Origin of the sequence: Patulibacter medicamentivorans (assembly GCF_000240225.1) — a bacterium.
In the GTDB taxonomy this organism is placed as follows: domain Bacteria; phylum Actinomycetota; class Thermoleophilia; order Solirubrobacterales; family Solirubrobacteraceae; genus Patulibacter; species Patulibacter medicamentivorans.
On the sequence record NZ_AGUD01000204.1, the window covers coordinates 1 to 20876 of the forward strand.

Annotated in this window: 20 protein-coding genes; 15 read left to right on the plus strand and 5 right to left on the minus strand. The window is 73.9% G+C overall.

The annotated features are described in order from the left end of the window. The coding region (locus PAI11_RS12885) for an E3 binding domain-containing protein (RefSeq protein WP_170320726.1) at positions 1 to 457 on the minus strand (457 nt) is incomplete at its 3' end. Between the two features lie 276 nt (positions 458 to 733). Here PAI11_RS12885 and PAI11_RS12890 point away from each other — a divergent pair. The 10 genes from PAI11_RS12890 to PAI11_RS12935 all read left to right on the plus strand — a co-directional run bounded on the left by PAI11_RS12890 (position 734) and on the right by PAI11_RS12935 (position 13264). Next, on the plus strand, positions 734 to 1666 hold the full coding sequence (locus tag PAI11_RS12890; protein ID WP_040600164.1) for an alpha/beta hydrolase: 933 nt from the start codon (positions 734 to 736) through the stop codon (positions 1664 to 1666). A gap of 14 nt (positions 1667 to 1680) precedes the next feature. Next, positions 1681 to 3324: an AMP-binding protein gene (locus tag PAI11_RS12895; RefSeq protein ID WP_244406542.1), complete on the plus strand. Its 1644-nt coding sequence runs from the start codon at positions 1681 to 1683 to the stop codon at positions 3322 to 3324. Then, the gene (locus PAI11_RS12900) at positions 3321 to 4280 is read left to right on the plus strand and encodes a thiamine pyrophosphate-dependent dehydrogenase E1 component subunit alpha (protein WP_007575356.1); all 960 of its coding nucleotides are present in this window, start codon (positions 3321 to 3323) and stop codon (positions 4278 to 4280) included. The genes PAI11_RS12895 and PAI11_RS12900 overlap by 4 nt, the downstream gene beginning before the upstream one ends. Beyond that, positions 4273 to 5253, plus strand: a complete 981-nt coding sequence (locus tag PAI11_RS12905) for an alpha-ketoacid dehydrogenase subunit beta (RefSeq protein WP_007575358.1) — start codon at positions 4273 to 4275, stop codon at positions 5251 to 5253. The genes PAI11_RS12900 and PAI11_RS12905 overlap by 8 nt, the downstream gene beginning before the upstream one ends. 79 nt (positions 5254 to 5332) lie before the next feature. Beyond that, positions 5333 to 6115, plus strand: coding sequence for an SDR family NAD(P)-dependent oxidoreductase (locus PAI11_RS12910; protein ID WP_007575360.1), 783 nt, complete (start codon positions 5333 to 5335; stop codon positions 6113 to 6115). Between the two features lie 176 nt (positions 6116 to 6291). Next, complete coding sequence (locus PAI11_RS12915) at positions 6292 to 7353, plus strand: ABC transporter permease (protein WP_007575362.1); 1062 nt, start codon at positions 6292 to 6294, stop codon at positions 7351 to 7353. A 214-nt stretch (positions 7354 to 7567) separates the two neighbouring features. After that, a complete protein-coding gene (locus tag PAI11_RS12920) occupies positions 7568 to 8629 on the plus strand; it encodes a substrate-binding domain-containing protein (protein ID WP_007575364.1) in 1062 nt (353 codons plus the stop codon). Positions 8630 to 8687: 58 nt separating this feature from the next. Next, positions 8688 to 11240: an ATP-binding cassette domain-containing protein gene (locus tag PAI11_RS12925; RefSeq protein WP_007575365.1), complete on the plus strand. Its 2553-nt coding sequence runs from the start codon at positions 8688 to 8690 to the stop codon at positions 11238 to 11240. A 103-nt stretch (positions 11241 to 11343) separates the two neighbouring features. Continuing rightward, on the plus strand, positions 11344 to 12408 hold the full coding sequence (locus PAI11_RS12930; RefSeq protein ID WP_007575368.1) for a 2,3-butanediol dehydrogenase: 1065 nt from the start codon (positions 11344 to 11346) through the stop codon (positions 12406 to 12408). Positions 12409 to 12478: 70 nt separating this feature from the next. Further along, positions 12479 to 13264 (plus strand): glucose 1-dehydrogenase, encoded by a 786-nt coding sequence (locus PAI11_RS12935; protein ID WP_007575370.1) that lies wholly within the window; start codon positions 12479 to 12481, stop codon positions 13262 to 13264. Positions 13265 to 13401: 137 nt separating this feature from the next. On the opposite strand, the gene PAI11_RS12940 is transcribed toward PAI11_RS12935, so the two are convergent. Beyond that, entirely contained in the window at positions 13402 to 14199 is a 798-nt protein-coding gene (locus PAI11_RS12940; RefSeq protein WP_007575372.1) for an SDR family NAD(P)-dependent oxidoreductase, read from the minus strand. A 92-nt stretch (positions 14200 to 14291) separates the two neighbouring features. Beyond that, positions 14292 to 14939: a helix-turn-helix domain-containing protein gene (locus PAI11_RS12945; protein WP_007575374.1), complete on the minus strand. Its 648-nt coding sequence runs from the start codon at positions 14937 to 14939 to the stop codon at positions 14292 to 14294. 292 nt (positions 14940 to 15231) lie between these two features. Here PAI11_RS12945 and PAI11_RS12950 point away from each other — a divergent pair, with 292 nt between their 5' ends. Next, complete coding sequence (locus tag PAI11_RS12950; protein WP_007575375.1) at positions 15232 to 15834, plus strand: LuxR C-terminal-related transcriptional regulator; 603 nt, start codon at positions 15232 to 15234, stop codon at positions 15832 to 15834. Positions 15835 to 15906: 72 nt separating this feature from the next. Next, positions 15907 to 16590, plus strand: coding sequence for a helix-turn-helix domain-containing protein (locus PAI11_RS12955; protein ID WP_007575379.1), 684 nt, complete (start codon positions 15907 to 15909; stop codon positions 16588 to 16590). A 50-nt stretch (positions 16591 to 16640) separates the two neighbouring features. Here the strand turns inward: PAI11_RS12955 and PAI11_RS12960 are convergent, their stop codons facing one another. Continuing rightward, complete coding sequence (locus tag PAI11_RS12960) at positions 16641 to 17867, minus strand: aminopeptidase (protein ID WP_007575381.1); 1227 nt, start codon at positions 17865 to 17867, stop codon at positions 16641 to 16643. Next, positions 17864 to 18226 (minus strand): hypothetical protein, encoded by a 363-nt coding sequence (locus PAI11_RS12965; protein WP_007575383.1) that lies wholly within the window; start codon positions 18224 to 18226, stop codon positions 17864 to 17866. The genes PAI11_RS12960 and PAI11_RS12965 overlap by 4 nt, the downstream gene beginning before the upstream one ends. A gap of 145 nt (positions 18227 to 18371) precedes the next feature. Here PAI11_RS12965 and PAI11_RS12970 point away from each other — a divergent pair, with 145 nt between their 5' ends. The 3 genes from PAI11_RS12970 (at position 18372) to PAI11_RS12980 (ending at position 20666) form a co-directional block, all read left to right on the plus strand. Continuing rightward, entirely contained in the window at positions 18372 to 19376 is a 1005-nt protein-coding gene (locus tag PAI11_RS12970) for an MBL fold metallo-hydrolase (RefSeq protein WP_007575385.1), read from the plus strand. A 74-nt stretch (positions 19377 to 19450) separates the two neighbouring features. Further along, positions 19451 to 20374 carry a methylenetetrahydrofolate reductase [NAD(P)H] gene (gene metF, locus PAI11_RS12975; RefSeq protein WP_007575387.1) on the plus strand — a complete coding sequence of 308 codons (924 nt, stop codon included), beginning with the start codon at positions 19451 to 19453 and terminating at the stop codon, positions 20372 to 20374. Between the two features lie 55 nt (positions 20375 to 20429). After that, entirely contained in the window at positions 20430 to 20666 is a 237-nt protein-coding gene (locus tag PAI11_RS12980; RefSeq protein ID WP_040600165.1) for an antitoxin, read from the plus strand. The last annotated feature ends 210 nt before the right edge of the window (positions 20667 to 20876 follow it).

Here is a 20876-nt window from a genome sequence, read left to right on the forward strand (position 1 = left end):
CGGCCGGGGAGCCGGCCGCGGCGGCGGCGTGGGCCTCGACGTCGGCCTTCAGCACCCGCCCACGCGGGCCGCTGCCGGCGACCGCGGCCAGGTCGATCCCGATCTGCCGCGCCATCCGGCGCGCGACCGGCGAGGCGCGGACGTCGTCGGGTCGATCTTCGGTGGGCGCCGTCGAGGAGCCGGCGCCTGGCGACGCGGCCCCGGCCTGGTCGGCGGGCGCCGCGTCGGCGGCAGCCTCGCCGTCCTCGCCGATCCGCGCGATCGGGTGGCCGACCGGGTGCGTCTCGCCGGCCTCGGCCAGGATCGTCAGCGGTCCGGCCAGCTCGGCCTGGCAGGTCATCGTCGCCTTGTCGGTCTCGATCTCGACGACGTCCTCGCCGACCGCGACCGCCTCGCCGGGCTCCTTCAGCCAGGCGACGATCGTGCCCTCCTCCATCGTGTCCGAGAGGCGGGGCATGGCAAGGACGGGCATCGGCGCTCCGGGGTCGGACGGCGGGGGGACGGCGGCGAGTCTGGTCGGCCCCGCGGCCCGCGGCTACCTCCGATCGGACGGCCGAGCACCTCCGATCGGACGCTTCTGCGGCGTCCGGCGAACAACCTCCGATCGGACGGTCCGGAGGCCACCCGGCGGCGGCTAGCGTCGGCGCCGGCCGGTGGGCGACCCACCCGCCGACGACCCAACCAGGCGCTCGCGGACGACCCGCGGGGCACCGGCAGCGAGGAGCAGAGCGACGTGCGACGTGACGTGGAGTTCACCAGCGGCGAGGACACCATCCGTGGATGGCTCTACACGCCCGACGAGGGCGACGGGCCGTACCCGACCATCGTGATGGCCGGCGGCTGGTGCTACGTGAAGGAGCTCGTCCAGCCGCACTACGCCGAGATGTTCGCGGCCGCCGGGTTCGCCGCGCTGCTCTTCGACTACCGCAACTTCGGCGCCAGCGACGGCGCCCGCCGCCAGCACATCGACCCGGTCTGGCAGGTCGAGGACTACAAGAACGCGATCTCGTTCGCCGAGACGCTGGACGAGGTCGACAGCGACCGGATCGGCGCCTGGGGCCTCTCCTACAGCGGCGGCCACGTGCTGATCGTCGGGGCGACCGACCCGCGGGTGAAGTGCATCGCGTCGCAGATCCCGGTCGTCGACGGCTACCGCAACATGCGCCGCGTCCACGGCACGATCGGCTTCCGGACCTTCGAGCAGGCGATCATCGACGACCGCCGCCGCCGCTTCGCGACCGGCGAGGACGGCTTCATGCCGCACGCCGCGCCGGACCCGACCACCGAGGTCTCGGCCTGGCCGTTCCCCGAGACCTACGAGACGTTCAAGGAGCTGAAGGTCCGCGAGGCCCCGGCCTACGAGAACCGCTCGACGATCGAGTCGGCCGAGCTGCTGATGAGCTACAGCATCGACCCGTTCCTGCCGCGGCTGCTGAACACGCCGACGCTGGTGGTGGTCGCCGAGCGCGACGACCTGACCCTCTGGGACCTGGAGATCGAGGCGTACAACCGGATCCCGACCCCGCGCAAGAAGCTGGTGGTCGTCGGCGACTCGACCCACATGACGCTCTACAGCGACCGCTCACTGCTGTCGCAGGCGGCCCAGGCGGCCACCGACTGGTTCCTCGAGCACCTGATGGACCCGGTTCCGGCCGCGGTCGCCTGATCGGACCGCTGGCGGTGTCCGTGCGATCGGCGGGCGGGGGCGCCCGGATCACCCTCCGGCCCTCGCCCGAGGCGCGGCGCTACGTCGCCGACGGCTCCTGGAGCGGCGAGCTGGTCGACCGGGCGCTGCGCGACGGGGCCCGCCGCCATCCCGACCGGCTGGCGGTCGTCGACCGCGATCGCCGCTGGGACTACGCGACCCTCGACCGCGCCGTCGATCGCGCCGCCGCCGGCCTCCACCGGCTCGGCGTCGGCCCGGGCGAGGCCGTCTCGTTCCAGCTGCCCAACTGGCTGGAGGCGGTCGTCGTCCACCACGCGACGCTGCGGATCGGCGCCGTCAGCAACCCGATCGTGCCGATCTACCGCGAGCGCGAGGTCGGCTTCATCCTCCGCCAGGCGCGCTCGCGGGTGCTCGTCGTGCCCGACGTCTTCCGGCGCTTCGACCACCGCGCGATGGCCGAGGCGCTGCTGCCGGCGCTGCCCGACCTCGAGCACGTGCTGGTCGTCGGCGAGCCGGGGCCGGCCAGCCGCTCGCTCGACGACGCCTTCGCGGCCGACGGCCCGCCGCCGGACGTCGAGCGCTCGTCGCGCGACCCGGCACTGCTGCTCTACACGTCCGGCACCGAGGCCGACCCGAAGGGCGTCCTGCACAGCCACGACACGCTGCTGCACGAGTGCCGCAGCATGATCGGCCTCTACCGGGTCGACCGGCACGACGTGGTCCTGATGGCCTCGCCGGTGACGCACATCACGGGGCTGCTCTACGGGATGCAGCTGCCGTTCCTGGTCGGGGCGCCGGTCGTCCTGCAGGACACCTGGGACGTCGACCGGGCGCTCGACCTGATCGAGCGCGAGCGTTGCAGCTTCACCGTCGGCGCGACGCCGTTCCTGCACGGGATCGTCCACGCGCCGAGCCTCGACGACCACGACGTCTCGTCGATGGAGGTCTTCGTCTGCGGCGGCGCCGACGTGCCGCCGGCGCTGATCCGCGCCGCCGGCGAGCGGACCGCGATGGTCGCCACCCGGGTCTACGGATCGACCGAGTGCCCGACCGTGACCGGCAGCGCGCCGGGAGCCCCGCTGGCGCAGCACGCCGAGAGCGACGGCACGGCGATCGCGCCGACCGAGCTGCGGGTCGTCGACGAGGACGGGAAGCCGCTGCCGGCCGGCGCCCGCGGCGAGCTGCAGGTCCGCGGACCCGAGCTGTGCCTCGGCTACCTGGACCCGGCGCTGAACGAGAAGGCGTTCACCGCCGACGGCTGGTTCCGGACCGGCGACCTGGCCGAGGTCGACGCCGGCGGGCTGATGCGGATCGCCGGCCGCGTCAAGGACATCATCGTGCGCGGGGGCGAGAACCTCAGCGCCAAGGAGATCGAGGACCTGCTGGTCGAGCACCCCGACGTCGACGAGGTCGCGGTCGTCGGCGCGCCCGACCCGGTGCTGGGCGAGCGCGCCTGCGCGTTCGTCGTCAGCGCCGCGCCGCTGCGGCTGGAGGACCTGGTGGCGTTCCTGCGCCGGCGGCGGGTCGCCAACCAGAAGCTGCCCGAGCGGCTGGAGCTGGTCGACGCGCTGCCGAAGACGGCCAGCGGCAAGGTCCAGAAGCACCGGCTGCGCAGCCGCCTGCGCGCCGCCGACGGCGAGGAGCCGACCCAGCGATGAGCACCGACGACCACGAGCGGCTGCTCGGCGACCTGCGGACGATGGTCCGGATCAGGGCCTTCGAGGAGCGGGTCTCGCGCCACTTCCGCGAGGGCCTGATCCCTGGCTTCGTCCACGTCTCGATCGGTCAGGAGGCGATCGCCGCCGGCGTCTGCGGCGCGCTTCGCGACGACGACTACATCACCACCACCCACCGCGGCCACGGCCACTGCCTGGCCAAGGGCCTCGACGCGGACGGGATGATGGCCGAGCTGTTCGGCCGCGCCACCGGCACCTGCGGCGGCAAGGGCGGGTCGATGCACATCGCCGACCCGTCGATCGGGATCCTCGGCGCCAACGGGATCGTCGCCGCCGGCCTGCCGATCGCGGTCGGGGCGGCGCTCGCGGCCAGGCGCCGGGGCACCGACGCGGTCGCGGTCGCCTTCGCCGGCGAGGGCACGGTCCACTCCGGCCCCTTCCACGAGGCGCTGACCCTGGCGGTGCTGTGGGAGGCGCCGGTGATCTTCGTGATCGAGAACAACCGCTTCGCCGAGTTCACCGACAGCGAGGCGATGTGGCGCGGCGATCCGCTCGTCGACCGTGCCCGCGGCTACGGGCTGCACCACAGCGAGCGGATCGACGGCAACGACGTCGAGGTCGTCCGCGCGACGATCGAGCCGCTGGTCGCCGCCGCTCGCGCGGGCGCCGGTCCGGCGCTGGTCGAGGCGATGACCTACCGCGTCCACGGCCACTACGAGGGCGATGCCGTGCCCTACCGCGACGAGGCCGAGTTCGAGCGCTGGCGCGAGCGCGACCCGATCGCGCGGGCGACCGCCGCGCTCGAGGCGGCCGGCCACGGCGACGCGGTCGCGGCGATCCAGGCCGACGCCGACGCCGAGATCGACGCCGCCGTCGAGCGCGGCCTCGCCGCCCCGTACCCGACCGCCGAGACCCTGCTGGAGGACGTCCATGCCTGACGAGCGACCGCCGCGCTACATCGACGGGGTCCGCAGCGCGATCGCCGCCGAGATGGAGGCCGACCCCGACGTCGTGCTGATCGGCGTCGACGTCGGCGAGGGCGGGGGCGTCTTCGGCGCGACCCGCGGCCTCCACGAGCGGTTCGGGGCCGAGCGGGTGATCGACACCCCGATCGCCGAGGCGGGCGTGCTCGGCGCCGCGGTCGGGGCGGCGATGGCGGGCCTGCGGCCGGTCGCCGAGATCATGTACATGGACTTCGTCAGCGTCTGCCTGGACCCGATCGTCAACCAGGCGGCGAAGCTCCGCTACATGACCGGCGGCGGCGCCCGGATCCCGCTCGTCTTCCGGACCCAGACCGGCGGCGGGCGCAGCAGCGGCGCCCAGCACTCGCAGAGCCTCGAGGGGATGCTGGCCCACGTGCCGGGGCTGAAGGTCTTCCTGCCGTCGGACCCGCGCGACGTCCACGACCTGCTGCGGGCCGCGATCCGCGACGACGGGCCGGTGGTCTTCGTCGAGAACCGGCGGCTGTACAACCGCCGGCCGGCCGACGGCCCGTGGGAGCCGCTGCCGCCCGGCCGCGCCCGGGTCGTGCGGCCCGGCGACGACGTGACGGTGATCGCCTGGGGCCGGATGGTCGAGGAGGTCGCGCGCGCCTGCGACGAGCAGCTGACCGACGTCGGCGTCGAGCTGATCGACCTGCGGACGCTGGTGCCGCTCGACCTCGAGACGCTCGAGCGCAGCGTCCGCCGGACCGGTCGCGCGCTCGTCGTCCACGAGGCGACCGCCGACTTCGGCCCCGGCGCCGAGATCGCCACCCGCCTGAGCGAGCGGCTGCTCTACGAGATCGAGGGCCCGATCCGACGCCTCGGCGCCGTCGCCGCCCCGACCCCGTACAGCCCGCCGCTGGAGGCGCTGGCGCTGCCCGGGCCGGAAGCGATCGCGGCGGCGGTGCGGGGCCTGCTGGAGGACTGACGCCGCCGCGGCGGAGCGCCGCGGCGCGACCTCCGATCGGAGGTGCCCGGCCCCCGCCGGCCGCGCCTAGCGTGGCCGCATGAGCCAGACGAAGAGCAGGCCCCCGCGGTTCGAGGGGCGGGTCGCGATCGTGACCGGCGCGGCCTCGGGGATGGGGGCGGCGATGGTCCGCGGCTTCCACGCGGAGGGCGCGACGGTCGTCGCCGTCGACATCGACCGCGAGGGCGTCGAGGCGACGGCCGCCGAGGTCGACGGCGGCGGCGACCGGATCACGCCGGTGGCGCTCGACGTGACCGACGCCGATGCGGTCGCCGCGACCGTGGCCGAGGTCGCCGGTCGCGGGCGGATCGACGTCCTCTGCAACAACGCCGGGATCCTCGACGACTACGTGCCGGCGCACGAGGCGTCCTGGGAGCTGTGGAGCCGGATCCTCGCGGTCAACCTGAGCGGCCCGTTCCTGCTGGCCCGCGCGGTCGTGCCGACGATGCTGGCGCAGGGCGCCGGGGCGATCGTCAACACCTGCTCGATCGCGGCCTTCGTCGGCGGCGGGGGCGGGGCGGCCTACACGACCTCCAAGCACGGGCTGCTGGGCCTGACCCGCCAGCTGGCGTTCGACTACGGCCGCCACGGGATCCGCGTCAACGCGATCTGCCCGGGGGCGGTCGCCACCGGCATGACGACCGAGCTGCGGACGCCCGAGCAGGCCAACGAGCACGTCGACGCGGCGATCGCGGCGACCCCCGCCGGCCGCTGGGGCGAGCCCGAGGAGGTCGCCGCGCTGGCGCTCTTCCTGGCCAGCGACGAGGCGTCGTTCATCCACGGCACCCCGGTCCTCGTCGACGGCGGGTGGACGCTCTCCTAGACCCGGGCCGGGAGCGGCGTCGGCGGGCCGGATCGCCGGCTCGGCCGGGTCGCAAGACAACCTCCGTTCGGAGGGTGCCCGGCCCCGACGGCGCGATCTAGCCTGACGCACGACATCAGGTTGGGTGCGGTGGAGCGAACCGCCGGACGCCAGCCCCGAACCGTCGTCACCACGCCATGAACGAGCACGCCACCACCACCGCCACGCCGCCCGAGAGCCCGGCCCCGTCGTCGCGCCCGCGGCGGCCGTGGGCCGGAGGCCGGCCGGCGTGGGTCGTGATCGCGCTGGCGACCGTCGCGCTGTTCGCGATCAGCGTCGCCTTCCAGCCCGACAGCGTCCGCAGCAGCGTGCTGCAGGGGATGCTGCCGTTCGCGGCGGTGCTGGCGATCGCGGCGATGGGCCAGACGCTGGTGATCCAGCAGCGCGGGATCGACCTCTCGGTCCCGGGGATCATGTCGCTGGTCGTGGTGCTCGTCACGCACGGCCCCAACGGCGACGGCGGCAAGCTCTTCACCGCGATCCTGCTGGCGTTCGCCGTCGCGGCCGCGACCGGGCTCCTGTCGGGGCTCCTGATCACGCGGCTGGGGATCACGCCGATCGTGACCACGCTCGGGGTCAACGCCCTGCTGCTGGGGGCGATCGTCCAGATCTCGAAGGGCTCGCCGACGACCACCACCGAGGCGCTGCACGGGTTCGCCAACGGCCACGTGCTCGGGATCCCGACCACGATCGTGATCGCCGCCCTGGTGATGCTCGGCGTCTCGTTCGTGATCAAGCGGACGACCGTCGGCCGCCGCTACGAGGCGGTCGGCGCGAGCGCGGCGGCGGCACGGGCCGCGGGGATCGACCCGCTCCGGTACCAGCTGGCCGCCTACGTCGGGGCGAGCGTCCTCTACTGCTGCGCGGCGATCCTGCTGGCCGGGGTGGTCACGACGCCGAGCATCACCTCCGGCGACACCTACCTGCTGCCGACGGTGGCGGCGGTGGTGCTCGGCGGGACCTCGCTGCTGGGCGGCGTGGGCAGCGTCGCGGCGACCGCGGTCGCCGCGCTGTTCCTCACCCAGCTCGACCAGTTCGTGCTCGCGACCGGGGCCAGCAGCGCGGTCCAGAACCTCGTCCAGGCCGTCGCGCTGGCGGTCGGGATCGGCGTCTACAGCGTGAATTGGCCGGCGGTCGCGGCGCGCCTCGGCGCCCTCGGCGATCGCGGCCGGGGAGCGACGGCGGCCGGCTCCGGCTGACCGATCGGCGGGCCGCGGTCGATCGCCGACCGCCACCCGTCGCGGCGCCGCCGGCGCCCACACACCAACCCCCACGAGCAGCGCCTCCGCCCGTCGGGCGCGAGGGCCGCTGCCCGCGTTGCATCCGAACGACCACAAGGGAGAGAGAACCACGATGGAGACACCGTTTCGTCATTGGAGGCGCGTCGCTTCAGGCGCCGCCGCGATCCTGGCGATGACCGCGATCAGCGCGTGCGGCGGGGACGGCGGGTCGGACACCGGCGCCAGCGGCGCGACGTCCGCCACGAAGGGCAGCGCGCCCGCGTGGTGCGGGACCAAGGACGTCAAGGTCTCGCTCTCGGACGGCAACGGCGCCGACACCTGGCGCCGGATCACGCGCAAGATCGCCGAGCTCGAAGCCGACAAGTGCCCGAACGTGACCGGGTTCGTCTACACCGACGGCCAGGGCAACACGCAGAAGGCGATCTCCGACATCCAGGGCCTCGTCGCCCAGGGCGTCAACGCGATGGTCGTGTTCCCCGACGCGGGCAAGGCCCTCCTGCCGGCGATGCGCAGCGCGGTCAAGGCCGGCGCGACCGTCGTCCCGTACCGCTCGCCCCCGGGCGGCAAGGCCGGCGTCGACTACACGGACTACGTCGGCACCGACTCCGACCAGTACGGGATCCTCTGGGGCGAGTGGCTGGTCAAGCTGCTGCCGAAGGGCGGCAACGTCCTGTACCTGGGCGGCCCGGCCGGCGTCCAGCAGAGCCTCGACCGGCTCGGCGGCCTGAAGAGCGTGCTCGACAAGCACCCGGGCATCAAGCTGATCGGCCAGCAGCCGTTCAACGTCACCAACTGGGATCCGGCCAAGACCCAGCAGGTGGTGACCGCGGCGCTCGCCAAGTTCCCGAAGATCGACGCGATCGCCGCCGACTACGGGGCCGCGATGGACAGCGCGCTGCCGGTCTTCAAGCAGGCCGGGCGCAAGATCCCGCCGATCGCGACCGAGGACTCCAACCAGCTCGCCTGCGATTGGAAGAAGCTCTCGAAGACCAACCCGGACTTCGCGCTCTACACCAACTCGTCGCAGAACTGGATGGTCCGGACGGCGATCCAGGCCGCGATCGCCAAGGCCGCCGGCGGCACCCCGCCCGCGTCCCTGAACGTCAAGAACGCGACCGCCGAGGACTCGGTCTCCGGCAAGCCGAAGCCCCCGCAGTGCGATCCGTCGCTGCCGGGCGACGCGATCCTGTCGTCCGGCCTGGACAAGGCCAACCTGACCGCGGTCTTCAAGTAGCCGCACGTCGTCGAGCGGAGGGGCGGCCGCGGTCGCCCCTCCGCGCCGAGGAGAGCCAGTGAGCAACCGAATCACACCGGTCGGCACGGTCGCGAGCCCGGGCGTCGAGGACGCCCCGGCGGCCGCGCCGTCGCTGCGGATCACGTCCGTCAGCAAGCGCTTCGGCGCCGTTCAGGCGATCGCCGACGTCTCGCTCGAGGTCCGTCCGGGCGAGGTCCACGCGCTGCTCGGCGAGAACGGCGCCGGCAAGTCGACGCTGATGAACGTCGCCTCCGGATCGATCGTCCCCGACGAGGGAACGGTCGAGATCGGCGGCGTCGCCCTGACCGCCGGGTCGCCGATCGCGGCCCAGGAGCGCGGGCTGGCGATCGTCCGCCAGCACCCGGCGCTGATGCCGGACCTGACCGTCGCCGAGAACATGGCCGTCGCGCTGCCCGGCCGGCTCGGGACGGGCGCTCGCACGGCCCAGGACGAGATGCGCCGCCACCTGGCCCGCGCCCGCTGCCAGGCCGACCTGGGCGACCGGGTCGAGGACCTGACCGTGGCGCAGCGCCAGCTGCTCGAGCTGGCCAAGGCGCTCGCCCAGGATCCGACCGTGCTGGTCCTCGACGAGCCGACCGCGCCGCTCGGGCGCGATGCCGCCGCCGAGCTGCTGGAGCTGGTCCGCGAGCTCGCCGCCCAGGGCACGGCGATCGTCTACATCTCCCACCGCCTGCCCGAGGTCCGCGAGATCGCCGACCGCGCGACCGTGATGCGCGACGGCACGGTGCGCGCGACGGCCGGGATGGACGAGCTGACCGACGACCAGATCCTGGAGCTGATCGTCGGCCGCAGCATCGAGGCGACCTTCCCCGACAAGCGGCCGCCCGGCGGCGACGAGGAGCCCGTCCTCAGCCTGGCCGGCTTCAGCGGCCCGGGCTTCGCCGACGTCGACCTGCGGATCGCCCCCGGCGAGATCGTCGGCCTGGCCGGGATCGCCGGCAACGGCCAGGCGGAGCTGCTGCGCGCGCTCGCCGGGCTCGAGCGGAGCGCCGGCGTCGTCCGCCTCAACGGCCGCGAGATCAAGCTCGGCCACGAGCGCCGGGCGCGCGCCGCCGGGATCGCGTACCTGCCCTCCGACCGCCACGAGGAGGGGCTGATGATGAGCCTCTCCGTGCGCGAGAACGCCAGCGTCTCGTCGCTGTCGCGGTTCGCGCGCGGCGGCGTCATGCGGCCGGCGGCCGAGCGCCGGGCCGTGACCGAGCAGCGCGACGCGCTGCGGATCCGGACCGGGTCGCTGGAGACCCCGGTCTCGGCGCTCTCCGGCGGCAACCAGCAGAAGGTCGTCCTCGCTCGCGCGATGCTGTCGCAGCCGACCCTGATCCTGGCCGACGAGCCGACCCAGGGCGTCGACGCCGGCGCGCGGATGGAGATCTACCGGATCCTCCGCGAGGCCGCCGCGAGCGGGATCCCGGTCCTGGTCGTCTCGTCCGACAGCATCGAGCTCGAGGGCCTCTGCGACCGGATCGTGGTCTTCTCGCGCGGGCAGGTCGTCCGCGAGCTGTCGGGAGACGACGTCACCGAGGAGGCGATGGCGCGCGCGATCGTGACCGCGACGTCGATCCGGCGCGCCGACGACGAGCACGACGACGGACCGGGCCGGCTGGCCGCCGTACGGCGCTTCGCCAGCAGCGACTACGGGCCCGCGGTGATCCTGGTCGCGGTGATCCTGCTGCTGGGGGCCTACACCTTCAACGACAACTCGCGGGTCCTGTCGTCGTTCAACGTCACCTCGATGCTGACGCTGCTGTCGGTGCTGATCTTCATCAGCTTCGGCCAGCTGCTGGTGATCATGACCGGCGGGATCGACCTGTCGGTCGGGCCGTTGGCCGGCTTCCTGGTGGTCGTCGCGTCGTTCTTCGTCGTCGACGGCAAGGGGGCCGGCGTGATGATCGCGGGCTTCGCCCTGATGATCGTGATCGCGGTGCTGGTCGGCCTGGTCAACGGCAGCCTGATCCGCTTCGGCGGCTTCACGCCGATCGCGGCGACCCTGGCCACCTACATCGCCCTCCAGGGCCTCTCGCAGCTGCTGCGGCCCGAGCAGGGCGGCTACATCAGCAGCGGCGTGACCGACGCGATCCAGACCGACGTCGGCGGGATCCCGGTCGCGTTCCTGGTCGCGGTCGCCGTCGCGATCGTCCTCGAGCACGGGCTCCGTCGCCGTCGCTGGGGCCTGCGGCTGCGGGCGGCCGGCTCGCGCGAGGAGGCAGCCCACGCGGTCGGGGTGCCGGTCCGCCGGACGGTGATCCTGGCCTACGTCGGGGCGGCGCTGATGACCTGCGCCGGGGCGGTCCTGCTGATGGCGCAGCTGGGGATCGGCGACGCGTCCCAGGGCACCTCGTACACCCTCAGCTGCATCACCGCGGTGGTGCTGGGCGGCGCCAGCCTCTTCGGCGGCCGCGGATCGTTCATCGGCGTGCTGCTCGGGGCGTTCCTGATCCAGCAGATCACCAACGCGACCACCTTCCTGGGGCTCTCCCAGGCCTGGCAGTACTGGGCCGTCGGCCTGCTGGCGCTGCTGGCCGCGGGCCTCTACACCCAGGTGCGCCGCGGGCGGCGACGGGCATGGTGAGGGCACGAACGTCCAGTGCCCATCGACCCGCGGGTCGCCCTGGGCGATCCTTCGATCACGACGAGCGTTCGCCGGTGACGGCGACGGAGAGGTGAGGAGCAGCATGCGCGCAGCGCGTTTCCACGGGGTCCGCGACATCCGGGTCGAGGACGTCCCCGAGCCGGACGGCGAGCTCGGCCCGACGCAGGTCCTGATCGAGCCGCAGTGGTGCGGCATCTGCGGCACCGACCTGCACGAGTACATCGCCGGGCCGATCGTCACCCCCGCCACGCCGCATCCGCTCAACGGGTCGGTCCTGCCGCAGATCATGGGCCACGAGCTGGCCGGCGACGTGCTGGCCGTCGGCAGCGAGGTCGGCGACCTGCGGGTCGGCGACCGGATCTCGGTGATGCCGCTGGCGTACTGCGGGTCGTGCGCGTTCTGCGTTCGCGGGATGAACCACCTCTGCACGCGGATGGCCTGCTTCGGCCTCAGCGACGCCTGGGGCGGGTTCGCGACCCGCGGCGTGGTCGAGCGCTACCAGGCGTGGCGCCTGCCCGACGCCGTCTCCTACGAGCAGGGCGCGCTGATCGAGCCGGCGGCCGTCGCCGCCTACGGCGTGTCGCGCGGGAACGTGGCGCCGGGCGATCGCGTGCTGGTCACCGGCGGCGGGCCGATCGGCGCCCTGACGGTGCTGGCCGCCTACGCCGCGGGCGCCGGCGAGGTCTACCTGGCCGAGCCCAACGCGCGCCGCCGCGCCCGCGCCGGGAACCTCGGCGCGGCCGCGATCTACGACCCCTCGAGCGAGGACGTCGTCGCGCGGCTGGCCGAGGTCACCGACGGCCTCGGCGTCGACGTCGCGCTGGAGTGCTCCGGCAGCGAGGCCGGGCTGCAGACCGCGATCGGCGCCGTCCGGACCCGCGGCACGGTCGCCCAGATCGGCCTCCACGTCGCGCCGGCGGCGATCGACCCGATGCGGCTCGCCGAGCGCGAGATCTCGATCGTCGGGGTCTGGGCCTACGACGTCCACGAGTGGCCGCGGATCATGGCCCAGATCGCCAGCGGCCGGTTCCCGGTCGAGCGGGTCGTGAGCGACCGGATCGGCCTCGATCAGATCGTCAGCGGCGGCTTCGACGTCCTGACCGACCCCGCGGGCGACCAGACCAAGATCCTGGTCGCACCGCGCTGACCCGGCTGCCGGGACGCGGCCGCCGTCGCGTCCCGGGGCCATCCCCACGAACGAGTACGAGGAGCAGCAGATGACGAAGCTCGACGGCAAGACCGTCCTGATCACGGGCGCCGGTCGCGGCATCGGCCGGGCGATCGCCGGCCGCCTGGCCGGCGAGGGCGCCAACCTGGTGATCGCCGACATCGACGAGGCCAGCGCCACCCGCGCCGCCGACGAGCTGGTCGCCGGCGGCGGCAGCGCCCACGGCGTCGCGGTCGACGTCACCGACCGGGCCAGCTTCGCCGCCGCGATCGCCGCGGCGGTCGAGCGCTTCGGCCGGCTCGACGTGCTCTTCAACAACGCCGGGATCTCGAAGACGGTGCGCTTCCTCGACACCAGCGAGGAGGACTTCGACCGGATCATGGCCGTCAACGCCAAGGGCGTGCTGATCGGGACCCAGGAGGGCGCCGAGCAGTTCAAGCGCCAGGGCGGCGGCGGCAAGATCGTCAACACCGCCTCGATCGCCGGCAAGAGCGGCTTCCCGCTGTTCGCCGCCTACTCGGCCAGCAAGTTCGCGGTCGTCGGCCTGACCCAGGCCGCGGCCAACGCGCTCGGCGCCGACGGGATCACCGTCAACGCCTTCTGCCCCGGCGTCGTCACGACCGAGCTGTGGGAGCAGCTCGACGACGAGTTCATCGCGATCGGCGAGACGGAGCGCAAGGGCGAGGCGCTGGAGGGCTTCGGCGCCGGGATCCTCCTCGGGCGGCTCTCGACGCCGGACGACATCACCGGCCTGGCGCTGTTCCTCGCCTCCAGCGACTCGGACTACCTCACCGGCCAGTCGATCAACGTCGACGGCGGGATGGTCTTCCACTAGGCGGGCGGCGTCAGGCGCCGCGGTCCTGGGGGAGGTGGCGTCACCTCCCCGCGGATATCGCGGTCAGATGACGCCAGCTCGGGGCGGGCGGGGGAAGGTGACGCCACCTCGCCCGCCACGCCCCATCTCCCCGCCGCTCAGCGCAGCAGCACCCCGCCGTTGACGTCGAGCGAGGCGCCGGTCATGTAGCGGGACTGGTCGGAGCCGAGGAAGACGATCGCGTCGGCGATGTCCTCGGGCGGGCAGGCGTGGCCGAGCGGGATCTTCGCCCACTCGATCTCCTTCATCTCCTCGGCGGTGATGCCGCGGCTCTCGGCCTCCTCGCGCAGCGCGCGGCGGTGCATCTCGGTGTCGACGTTCCCGGGCGAGACGCAGTTGGCGGTGATGCCGTTCTCGGCCTCCTCCTCGGCGATCGCCTGGGTGATCGCGCGCAGGGCGAACTTCGACGCGCAGTAGCCGCCGAAGTAGGCGTGGCCGTTGTAGGCGAACCACGAGGCGACGTTGACGATCCGCCCGCCGCCCTGCTGGCGCATCTGCGGCAGCACGGCCTGGGCCATCAGCAGCGGGCCCTTGGTGTTGACCGCCAGCACCCGGTCGAACTCCTCGATCGGCAGGTCGGAGATCCGGGCGGTCTTCTGGAGCACGCCGGAGACGACGGCCAGCACGTCGATCCGGCCGAACCGCTCGACGGTCGCGGCCGCCAGCGCCTGGCACTGCGCGGCGTCGGTGACGTCGACCCGGCGGGCAGCGACCCGCTCGCCGTCGACGTCGCCCAGCTGACCGGCGACCTGCTCGACCGCGGGGTCGATGTCGGCGAGCGACAGGCTGGCTCCCTCGCGCGCGAAGGCCTGCGCGGTGGCCAGGCCGACGCCGCGGGCGGCGCCGACGATCATCACGACCTTTCCGGCGAAGCGGCCGGACGGGGATGCGGACATGGGTTCCTCTCCGTTGGGGCGGACCGCCAGCCTCGCCGCTGGGGCACCGCCGAGTCAGCCTCCGAACGGAGGTACTTTCGCGGACCGGCGGATCAGGCCGGCGACGGCTCGCCGCTGCGGCCGATCACGACGACGACGGCGATCGCGGGCTGATCCCCGATCGTCCACAGCCGGTGCGGCGTGGTGGCGTCGAAGACGATCGAGTCGCCGGGGTGCAGCTCGTAGTCCTCGAAGCCGACCTTGACGCCGAGCCGGCCCTCGATCAGGACGACGTAGTCGCGGCCGGGGTGGCGCAGGAGGGCGTCCGGCGGGCAGGACGCGCCGCCGACGTCGTAGCGGACGTGCATGAAGCTGACGCCGCCCTCCTCGGTCGGCGTCAGCCGCTCCCAGTGGACGCCGCTGGCCAGCTCGATCGTCGGCCGGTCGCCGGCCCGCAGCACCGGCCCGTCGCCGGACGTCGTCCGCGGCGGGGCGAGCGCGGTCTCCTCGGCCGTCGGCGAGAAGAGCGCGTCGAGCGAGGTGTCGAGCACGCCGACGATCGCCAGCAGGGTGCCGACCGAGGGGTTGGTGCGGCCGTTCTCGATCATCGAGACCATGCTCGGCGAGACCCCGATCGCCTCGGCCAGCTGACGCGCCGAGAGCCCCTTGGCCACCCGCCGCGCGCGCAGCCGCGCCCCGACCTGCTCGGTCAGGCCGGCGTCCGCCGTGGTCGTCGGCGCGGTCGTGGTCCGCTCAGCCATCGGCGTGGACCCTACGAGACGCGCCGGAAGGGGCCGGTCGCGGTCCTTGGGGGCGGTGGTGGGAGGACGGGGGCACTGCGGCGATTCTCGTCGGCGGCGCGATGGCGCACAACCTCCGATCGGCTGCGCCCAGATGGACGTCTGGACAACAGTATTGCTGTCGCATTGCCAAAGATGTACAGTCACGCTGAACTTGGACGGAGGAGGAGTGATGTTGGAACTCGCGAGCTCGGCGACGGTCCGATCGTCGACGCACAGGACGCACCAGCGGGCGCGTCCGATCACGGTGCTGGTGATCGATGCGCACCCGGTCGTCCACCTGGGGCTGGGGCTGCTCGTCGGCGCCGACGAGCGGCTGCGGATCGCCGGCGCGGCGCAGTGCGGACAGGACGGGATCGACGGCGCCCGGCGGATGCGGCCGGATCTGGTGCTGCTCGACCCGTGGCTGCCCGACATGCTGCTGTCGGACGCGGTCCGGCGGCTGCGGGCGGTCGCGCCGGGGACGCGGATCGTGCTCTTCGCCGAGCACGTGACGCCGACGCTGCGCGACGAGGTGCGGCAGCTGGGCGTCGACGGCTGCCTCGGCAAGGACGCCAGCGCCGAGCGCTTCTCGGAGGTGCTGGCCCGGGTCGTCGCGGGCGAGGTCGTCAGCGGCCAGGGCCTCGACGAGTCGCTGCGGCTGGCGGCCTCGAAGCTGCGCGGTCCGGCGCTGACCCCCCGCGAGCACGAGATCCTGCGCCGGGTCGCCAAGGGCGAGAGCAACGCCGAGATCGCCGAGGTCGTCTTCCTGGCGCCGACGACGGTCAAGTCGTACCTGCAGAGCGCGCTCCGCAAGCTCGGGGCCCGCAACCGGGTCGAGGCCGTGTTCAAGCTCGGCGAGCTCGGGCTGCTGTGAGCCGCCCTCGTTCGATGCGGTTCAGTGTTGCTGTGCAGGTGCGTTCAATCGCGATGATCGACGGCCGGCGCGATGTCGGCTGATCGACCGGCGGCGGGGTCGGTCCCGCCCGGGCTCGGGGCGTCGCTCCGCGCCCGTCGCGAGGCGGCGGGCCTCAGTGCCCGGGCGCTGGCCCAGGCGGCCGGGGTCTCGCCGAGCCTGATCTCCCAGATCGAGCGCGAGAAGGCGAGCCCGTCGGTCGCCAGCCTCTACGCGATCGCGCAGGCGCTCGGCGTCTCGCTGGACGGGCTGCTGGCCGGCGAGCTGGCGCCACCGCCCGCCCCGAGGCCGGCGCCGCGGGTCGGCGTCCCCCGGGCGCAGCGCGACCGCCCCGACCGCGACGGCGCGCGGCCCGGGTCGTCCGGTCCGGTCCTGCGGGCCGCCGACCGGCCGGCGATCTCGCTGGCGACCGGCGTCTCGTGGGAGCGCCTGACCGCCGGCGAGGACCCCGAGGTCGAGTTCCTCGAGATGACCTACGACGTCGGCGGCACGTCCTGCCGCGAGGACACGCTGATGCGCCACCGCGGGCGCGAGTACCTGGTCGTGATCGAGGGCCGGCTGGCGATCGCCGTCGGCGACGACGTCCACGAGCTGGCGCCCGGCGACTCGCTCGTCTTCGACGCCGCCCAGCCGCACCGGCTGTGGGCCGTCGGTGCGCAGCCGGTACGGGTGGTGACGGCCGTCGTCGGGCGGTCGCCCGGGGGCGCGGGGGCGTAGGCGACGGGCGCCTGGCGAGCGGCCGCCCCCCGGGGCGCGCCGGGCCCGCCCTACAACCCGACGAACCGCCCGTCCTCCTGCAGGACCTCGCCGTCGGCCCACAGCCGGCCGCCCTGGCGCAGGTCGCAGATCAGGTCCCAGTGGAGGGCCGAGCCGTTGGTCCCGCCGGTCTCGGGGTAGGAGCGGCCGAGCGCGGTGTGGACGGTGCCGCCGATCTTCTCGTCGAAGAGGATCACGCCGATCGCGCGGTCGATGCCGAAGTTGGTCCCGATCCCGACCTCGCCCAGGCGGCGGGCGCCGTCGTCGGTGCGCAGCGCGCGGCCGAGGTAGTCCTCGCCCTGCTCGGCCCGGAAGTCGACGACTTCGCCGTCCTCGAAGACCAGCTCGACGCCCGAGACGTCGACGCCGGCGGGGGAGGAGGGGACGGTGTAGCGGATCCGGCCGTTGGCGCTGTCCTCGTGGGGGCCGGTGAAGACCTCGCCCGAGGGCATGTTGCGGCGACCGTCGCTGTTGACCCAGGTGCGGCCGGCGACGTGCAGCACCAGGTCGGTGCCCGGGGCCTCGATCCGCAGCTCCTCGACGTCCTCGAGCCGCTCGACCAGGCGGGCCTGGAACTGCCGCAGCCCGGTCCAGGCGCGGATCGGATCGGCGTGGTCGAGGAAGGTCGCGCGGCGGACGAACGCCGCCAGCTCGGCGAGCGACATCCCGGCCTGGTCGGCCAGCGCCCGCGTCGGCCAGAGCGTCGTCGCCCAGCGGCGCGACAGCGTCAGCTCGCGGGCCTCGTGGCGGCCGCGGGCGGCGCGGGCCAGGCGGTCGGGATCGATCTCGGCCAGCGCGCGGGTGTCCTCGGGGGCCTGGACCGACAGCGAGGCGTCGGCCTGGCGGGCCTCCTCGAGCTGCAGCGGCGAGATCTCGTCCAGGTGGCGGTCCCGCGCATGCCGGTAGAACCCGGCGACCTGGCCGGGCAGCTCGACCCGCAGCAGCGGCCAGGCGTCGTGCTCGAGCAGCGCCCGCTGCAGCTCGATCAGCAGCGGCGCGGCGAGGTCGGTCGAGCGGATCAGGACCTGATCGCCGGGCTCGCTCTCCAGGCAGTAGCCGACCAGCAGGTCGGCGAAGCGCGCGGCGTCGAGCTCGGCCGCGACCTCGGCCTGGTCGGCGGCCCGCTCGTCCCAGGGGGCGTCGTCCTCGTCCTCCGGAGCCGGCTCCGGCTCGTCGGCGAGCGGCGGCTCGTCGGCCGGGTCGTCGAGATCCACGAAGTCGTACGCGTCGTCGGTCATGGAGCCTGCATCTCGGGGAACCAGTCGGCCAGATGGGCGCGCAGCGCGGTGCGGATCCACGTGCGCTCCTCGGGCGAGGCGACGCGGAAGCGCAGCAGCAGCTGCTTCTGCCCGGTCGTCGGGACGTCGTCGATCGTCCAGCCGACGACGAGTCGCTCGAAGAGGAACTCGACCGCGCGGTGCCAGGCGTCCTCGCGGGTGCTCGAGGCCTGGCCGGTGGCGCCGCCGAAGGTCTCGGCGTAGAGCGTCCGCGTGCGGGCGGTCATGGCGCAGCGCAGGTCGAGCACGTGGCGGCCGTCGTCGCTGCGCTGTTGCACCGTCGGCAGCTTCGGCGGGGTGTCCTTGCGCTTGCGGGCCATGGCTCGGCGGCCGCGGCGGAGCGCGCCCGGCCACGGTCGAGTCTACGCGCGGACCGGCCTGCGGTCCCCAGCCACCGTCGTTCGCGGTCCCGTCGACTAACGTCATCGCTGCCATGCACCGCGTCCCGACCCCTCCCGTCCGACCATGAGCAGCGGACGGGCAGCCAAGGAGCTGGGTCGCGGCGAGCGCGTCATCCCCGGGGTCTGGCGGCTGCGGCTGCCGCTGCCCTGGCCCGGCGTGCCGCACTGCAACGCCTGGGCGGTCGCGGCCGGCGACGGCGTCGTGCTGTTCGACACCGGGATGCACCAGCCGGGGTCGATGGCGCACCTCGAGCGGGCGATGGACATGGTCCACCTGCGGCCGGAGCTGGTCCGCCAGGTCGTGATCACCCACGCCCACGTCGACCACTGCGGGCAGACGACCCCGATCGTGCTGCGCTCGGGCGCCGACGTCTGGTGCCACCCCGACCACGGCCATCTGACGAAGTGGCTCGCGGACCCGGACTCCTACTGGGAGCGGCGGGTCGAGGTCGCGCTCCAGTCGGGCGTCCCGGAGGAGCCGGTGCGCGCGCTCTCGGCCGCCCGCCGCAGCGACGACCTGGGGATCGCGGGAGCGCTCAAGGTCGACCACGAGCTGCGCGACGGGGTCGTCGTGACCACCGACCTCGGGGCCTTCACGACGATCGAGACGCCCGGCCACGCGCCGTCGCACGTCTGCCTGTTCAACGCCGAGCGGCGGATGCTGATCTCGGGCGACCACCTGCTCGGGCGGATCTCGCTCTACTTCGACTACGGCTACCGGCCCGACCCGATCGGCGACTTCCTGGGCTCGCTGGAGAAGATCGAGCAGCTCGACGCGCGGCTGGTCCTGTCCGGCCACGGCCGCACGTTCACCGACGTCGAGGGCCACATCCGGGCCAACCGCGAGCTGGTCGCCGAGCGGCTGCGGCTGACCGAGGAGGCGCTGGCCGACGGCGAGCCGCAGACGGCGTTCGAGATCGCCCCCCACGCCTTCGGCGAGGCGATCACGCCCCAGAACGGGACCTGGCTGCTGACCGAGATGCTCTGCCTGCTGGACCACCTGGTCGCCCTCGGCCGGGTCGAGAAGGTCGAGCGCTCGCCGGACCGGTTCCGGCGGGTCGCCGGCTGACGGCGGTCCCGTCCGCGGGCCGCCGCCGGTCAGCCCGGTCGCCGGACGCGGCCGGGGCCGTACCATTCTCGTCGATGCGCATCGACGAGATCATCGCCGCGGCGGACGAGCCGTCGTTCTCCTTCGAGTTCTTCCCGCCGAAGACCGACGAGGCCGAGGAGCGGCTGCACGAGGCCCTCGAGACGCTGCGCGAGCTGCGGCCGTCGTTCGTCTCGGTGACCTACGGCGCCGGCGGCAGCGGCCGCGACCGGACGATCAACGTCGTCAAGAACCTGCGCGAGCAGCACGGGCTCGAGGCGATGGCGCACTTCACGTGCGTCGGCGGGACGAAGGACGAGATCCGCGACGTCCTCCAGCAGATGCGCGAGGCGGGGATCGACAACGTCCTGGCGCTGCGCGGCGACCCGCCCGGGGGCGAGGGCCGGTTCGAGCCGACGCCCGGCGGCTTCGCGTCGTCGCCCGAGCTGACGAAGCTGATCGCCGACGAGTTCGACTTCACCGTCGGCGGCGCCGCCTACCCGGAGCCGCATCCCGACGCGCGGCACGAGGACGACGACATCGAGACGGCGAAGGCGAAGGTCGCCGCCGGCGCCCGCTTCCTGATCACCCAGATCTTCTTCGACAACCGCGACTACTTCGCGTTCGTCGACCGGCTGCGGGCCGAGGGCGTCGACGTCCCGGTGATCCCGGGGATCCTGCCGATCACGGCGATCGGCCAGGCCCGCGGCTTCGCCAAGAAGATCGGCGCCCGGATCCCGGAGGGCCTGGAGCGCGAGCTGGACCTGCGCGAGGACGACCCCGACGGGATCAAGGACCTGGGCGTCAGCTACGCGACCCTGCAGTGCGCCGAGCTGCTGGCCAACGGGGCGCCGGGCATCCACTTCATCACGATGAACCGGAGCCCCTCGACGCGCGCGATTCTGTCGACCCTGCGGCTGCACCGCCCCTGGGAGCGTACGCCGTTCGCAGCGACGGGCGACGGCGCCACGGCCCGGTAGGGTCCGCGCCAGCGGCTTCCCCACGGCCGCCAGGCCCCCAGACCAGGAGCATCCGATGGTGGACTTCAAGAAGCTCGTCGGCCAGGCGAAGGACTTCGCCGGCAAGAACGAGGAGAAGATCGAGAGCGCGATCGACAAGGCCGCGAAGCTCGCCGACCAGAAGACCGGCGGCAAGCACCACGACAAGATCGTCGGCGGGGCCGCGAAGCTCAAGGACGCCGTCGACCAGACGCCCGACGCGCCGGCGGCCAAGGGCGACGGCGCGGCGAAGAGCGACGGCGGCACCGCCTGAGCGCGCGCGACCAGGCGGCCGGGGCGGCGGCTCCGCTCCCGCCGCACACCGTCCGCCGCTCGCGACGGGCTCGCCGGGCATCCGTCCGGATCGAGCCCGACCGCGGGCTGGTCGTCGTGCTGCCGGCCCGGGCCCCCGAGCGCGAGGCGGCCCGGGTCCTGCGCGAGCTCGAGGGCTGGATCGCGCCGCGGCTGGCGGCGCTCGACGCCC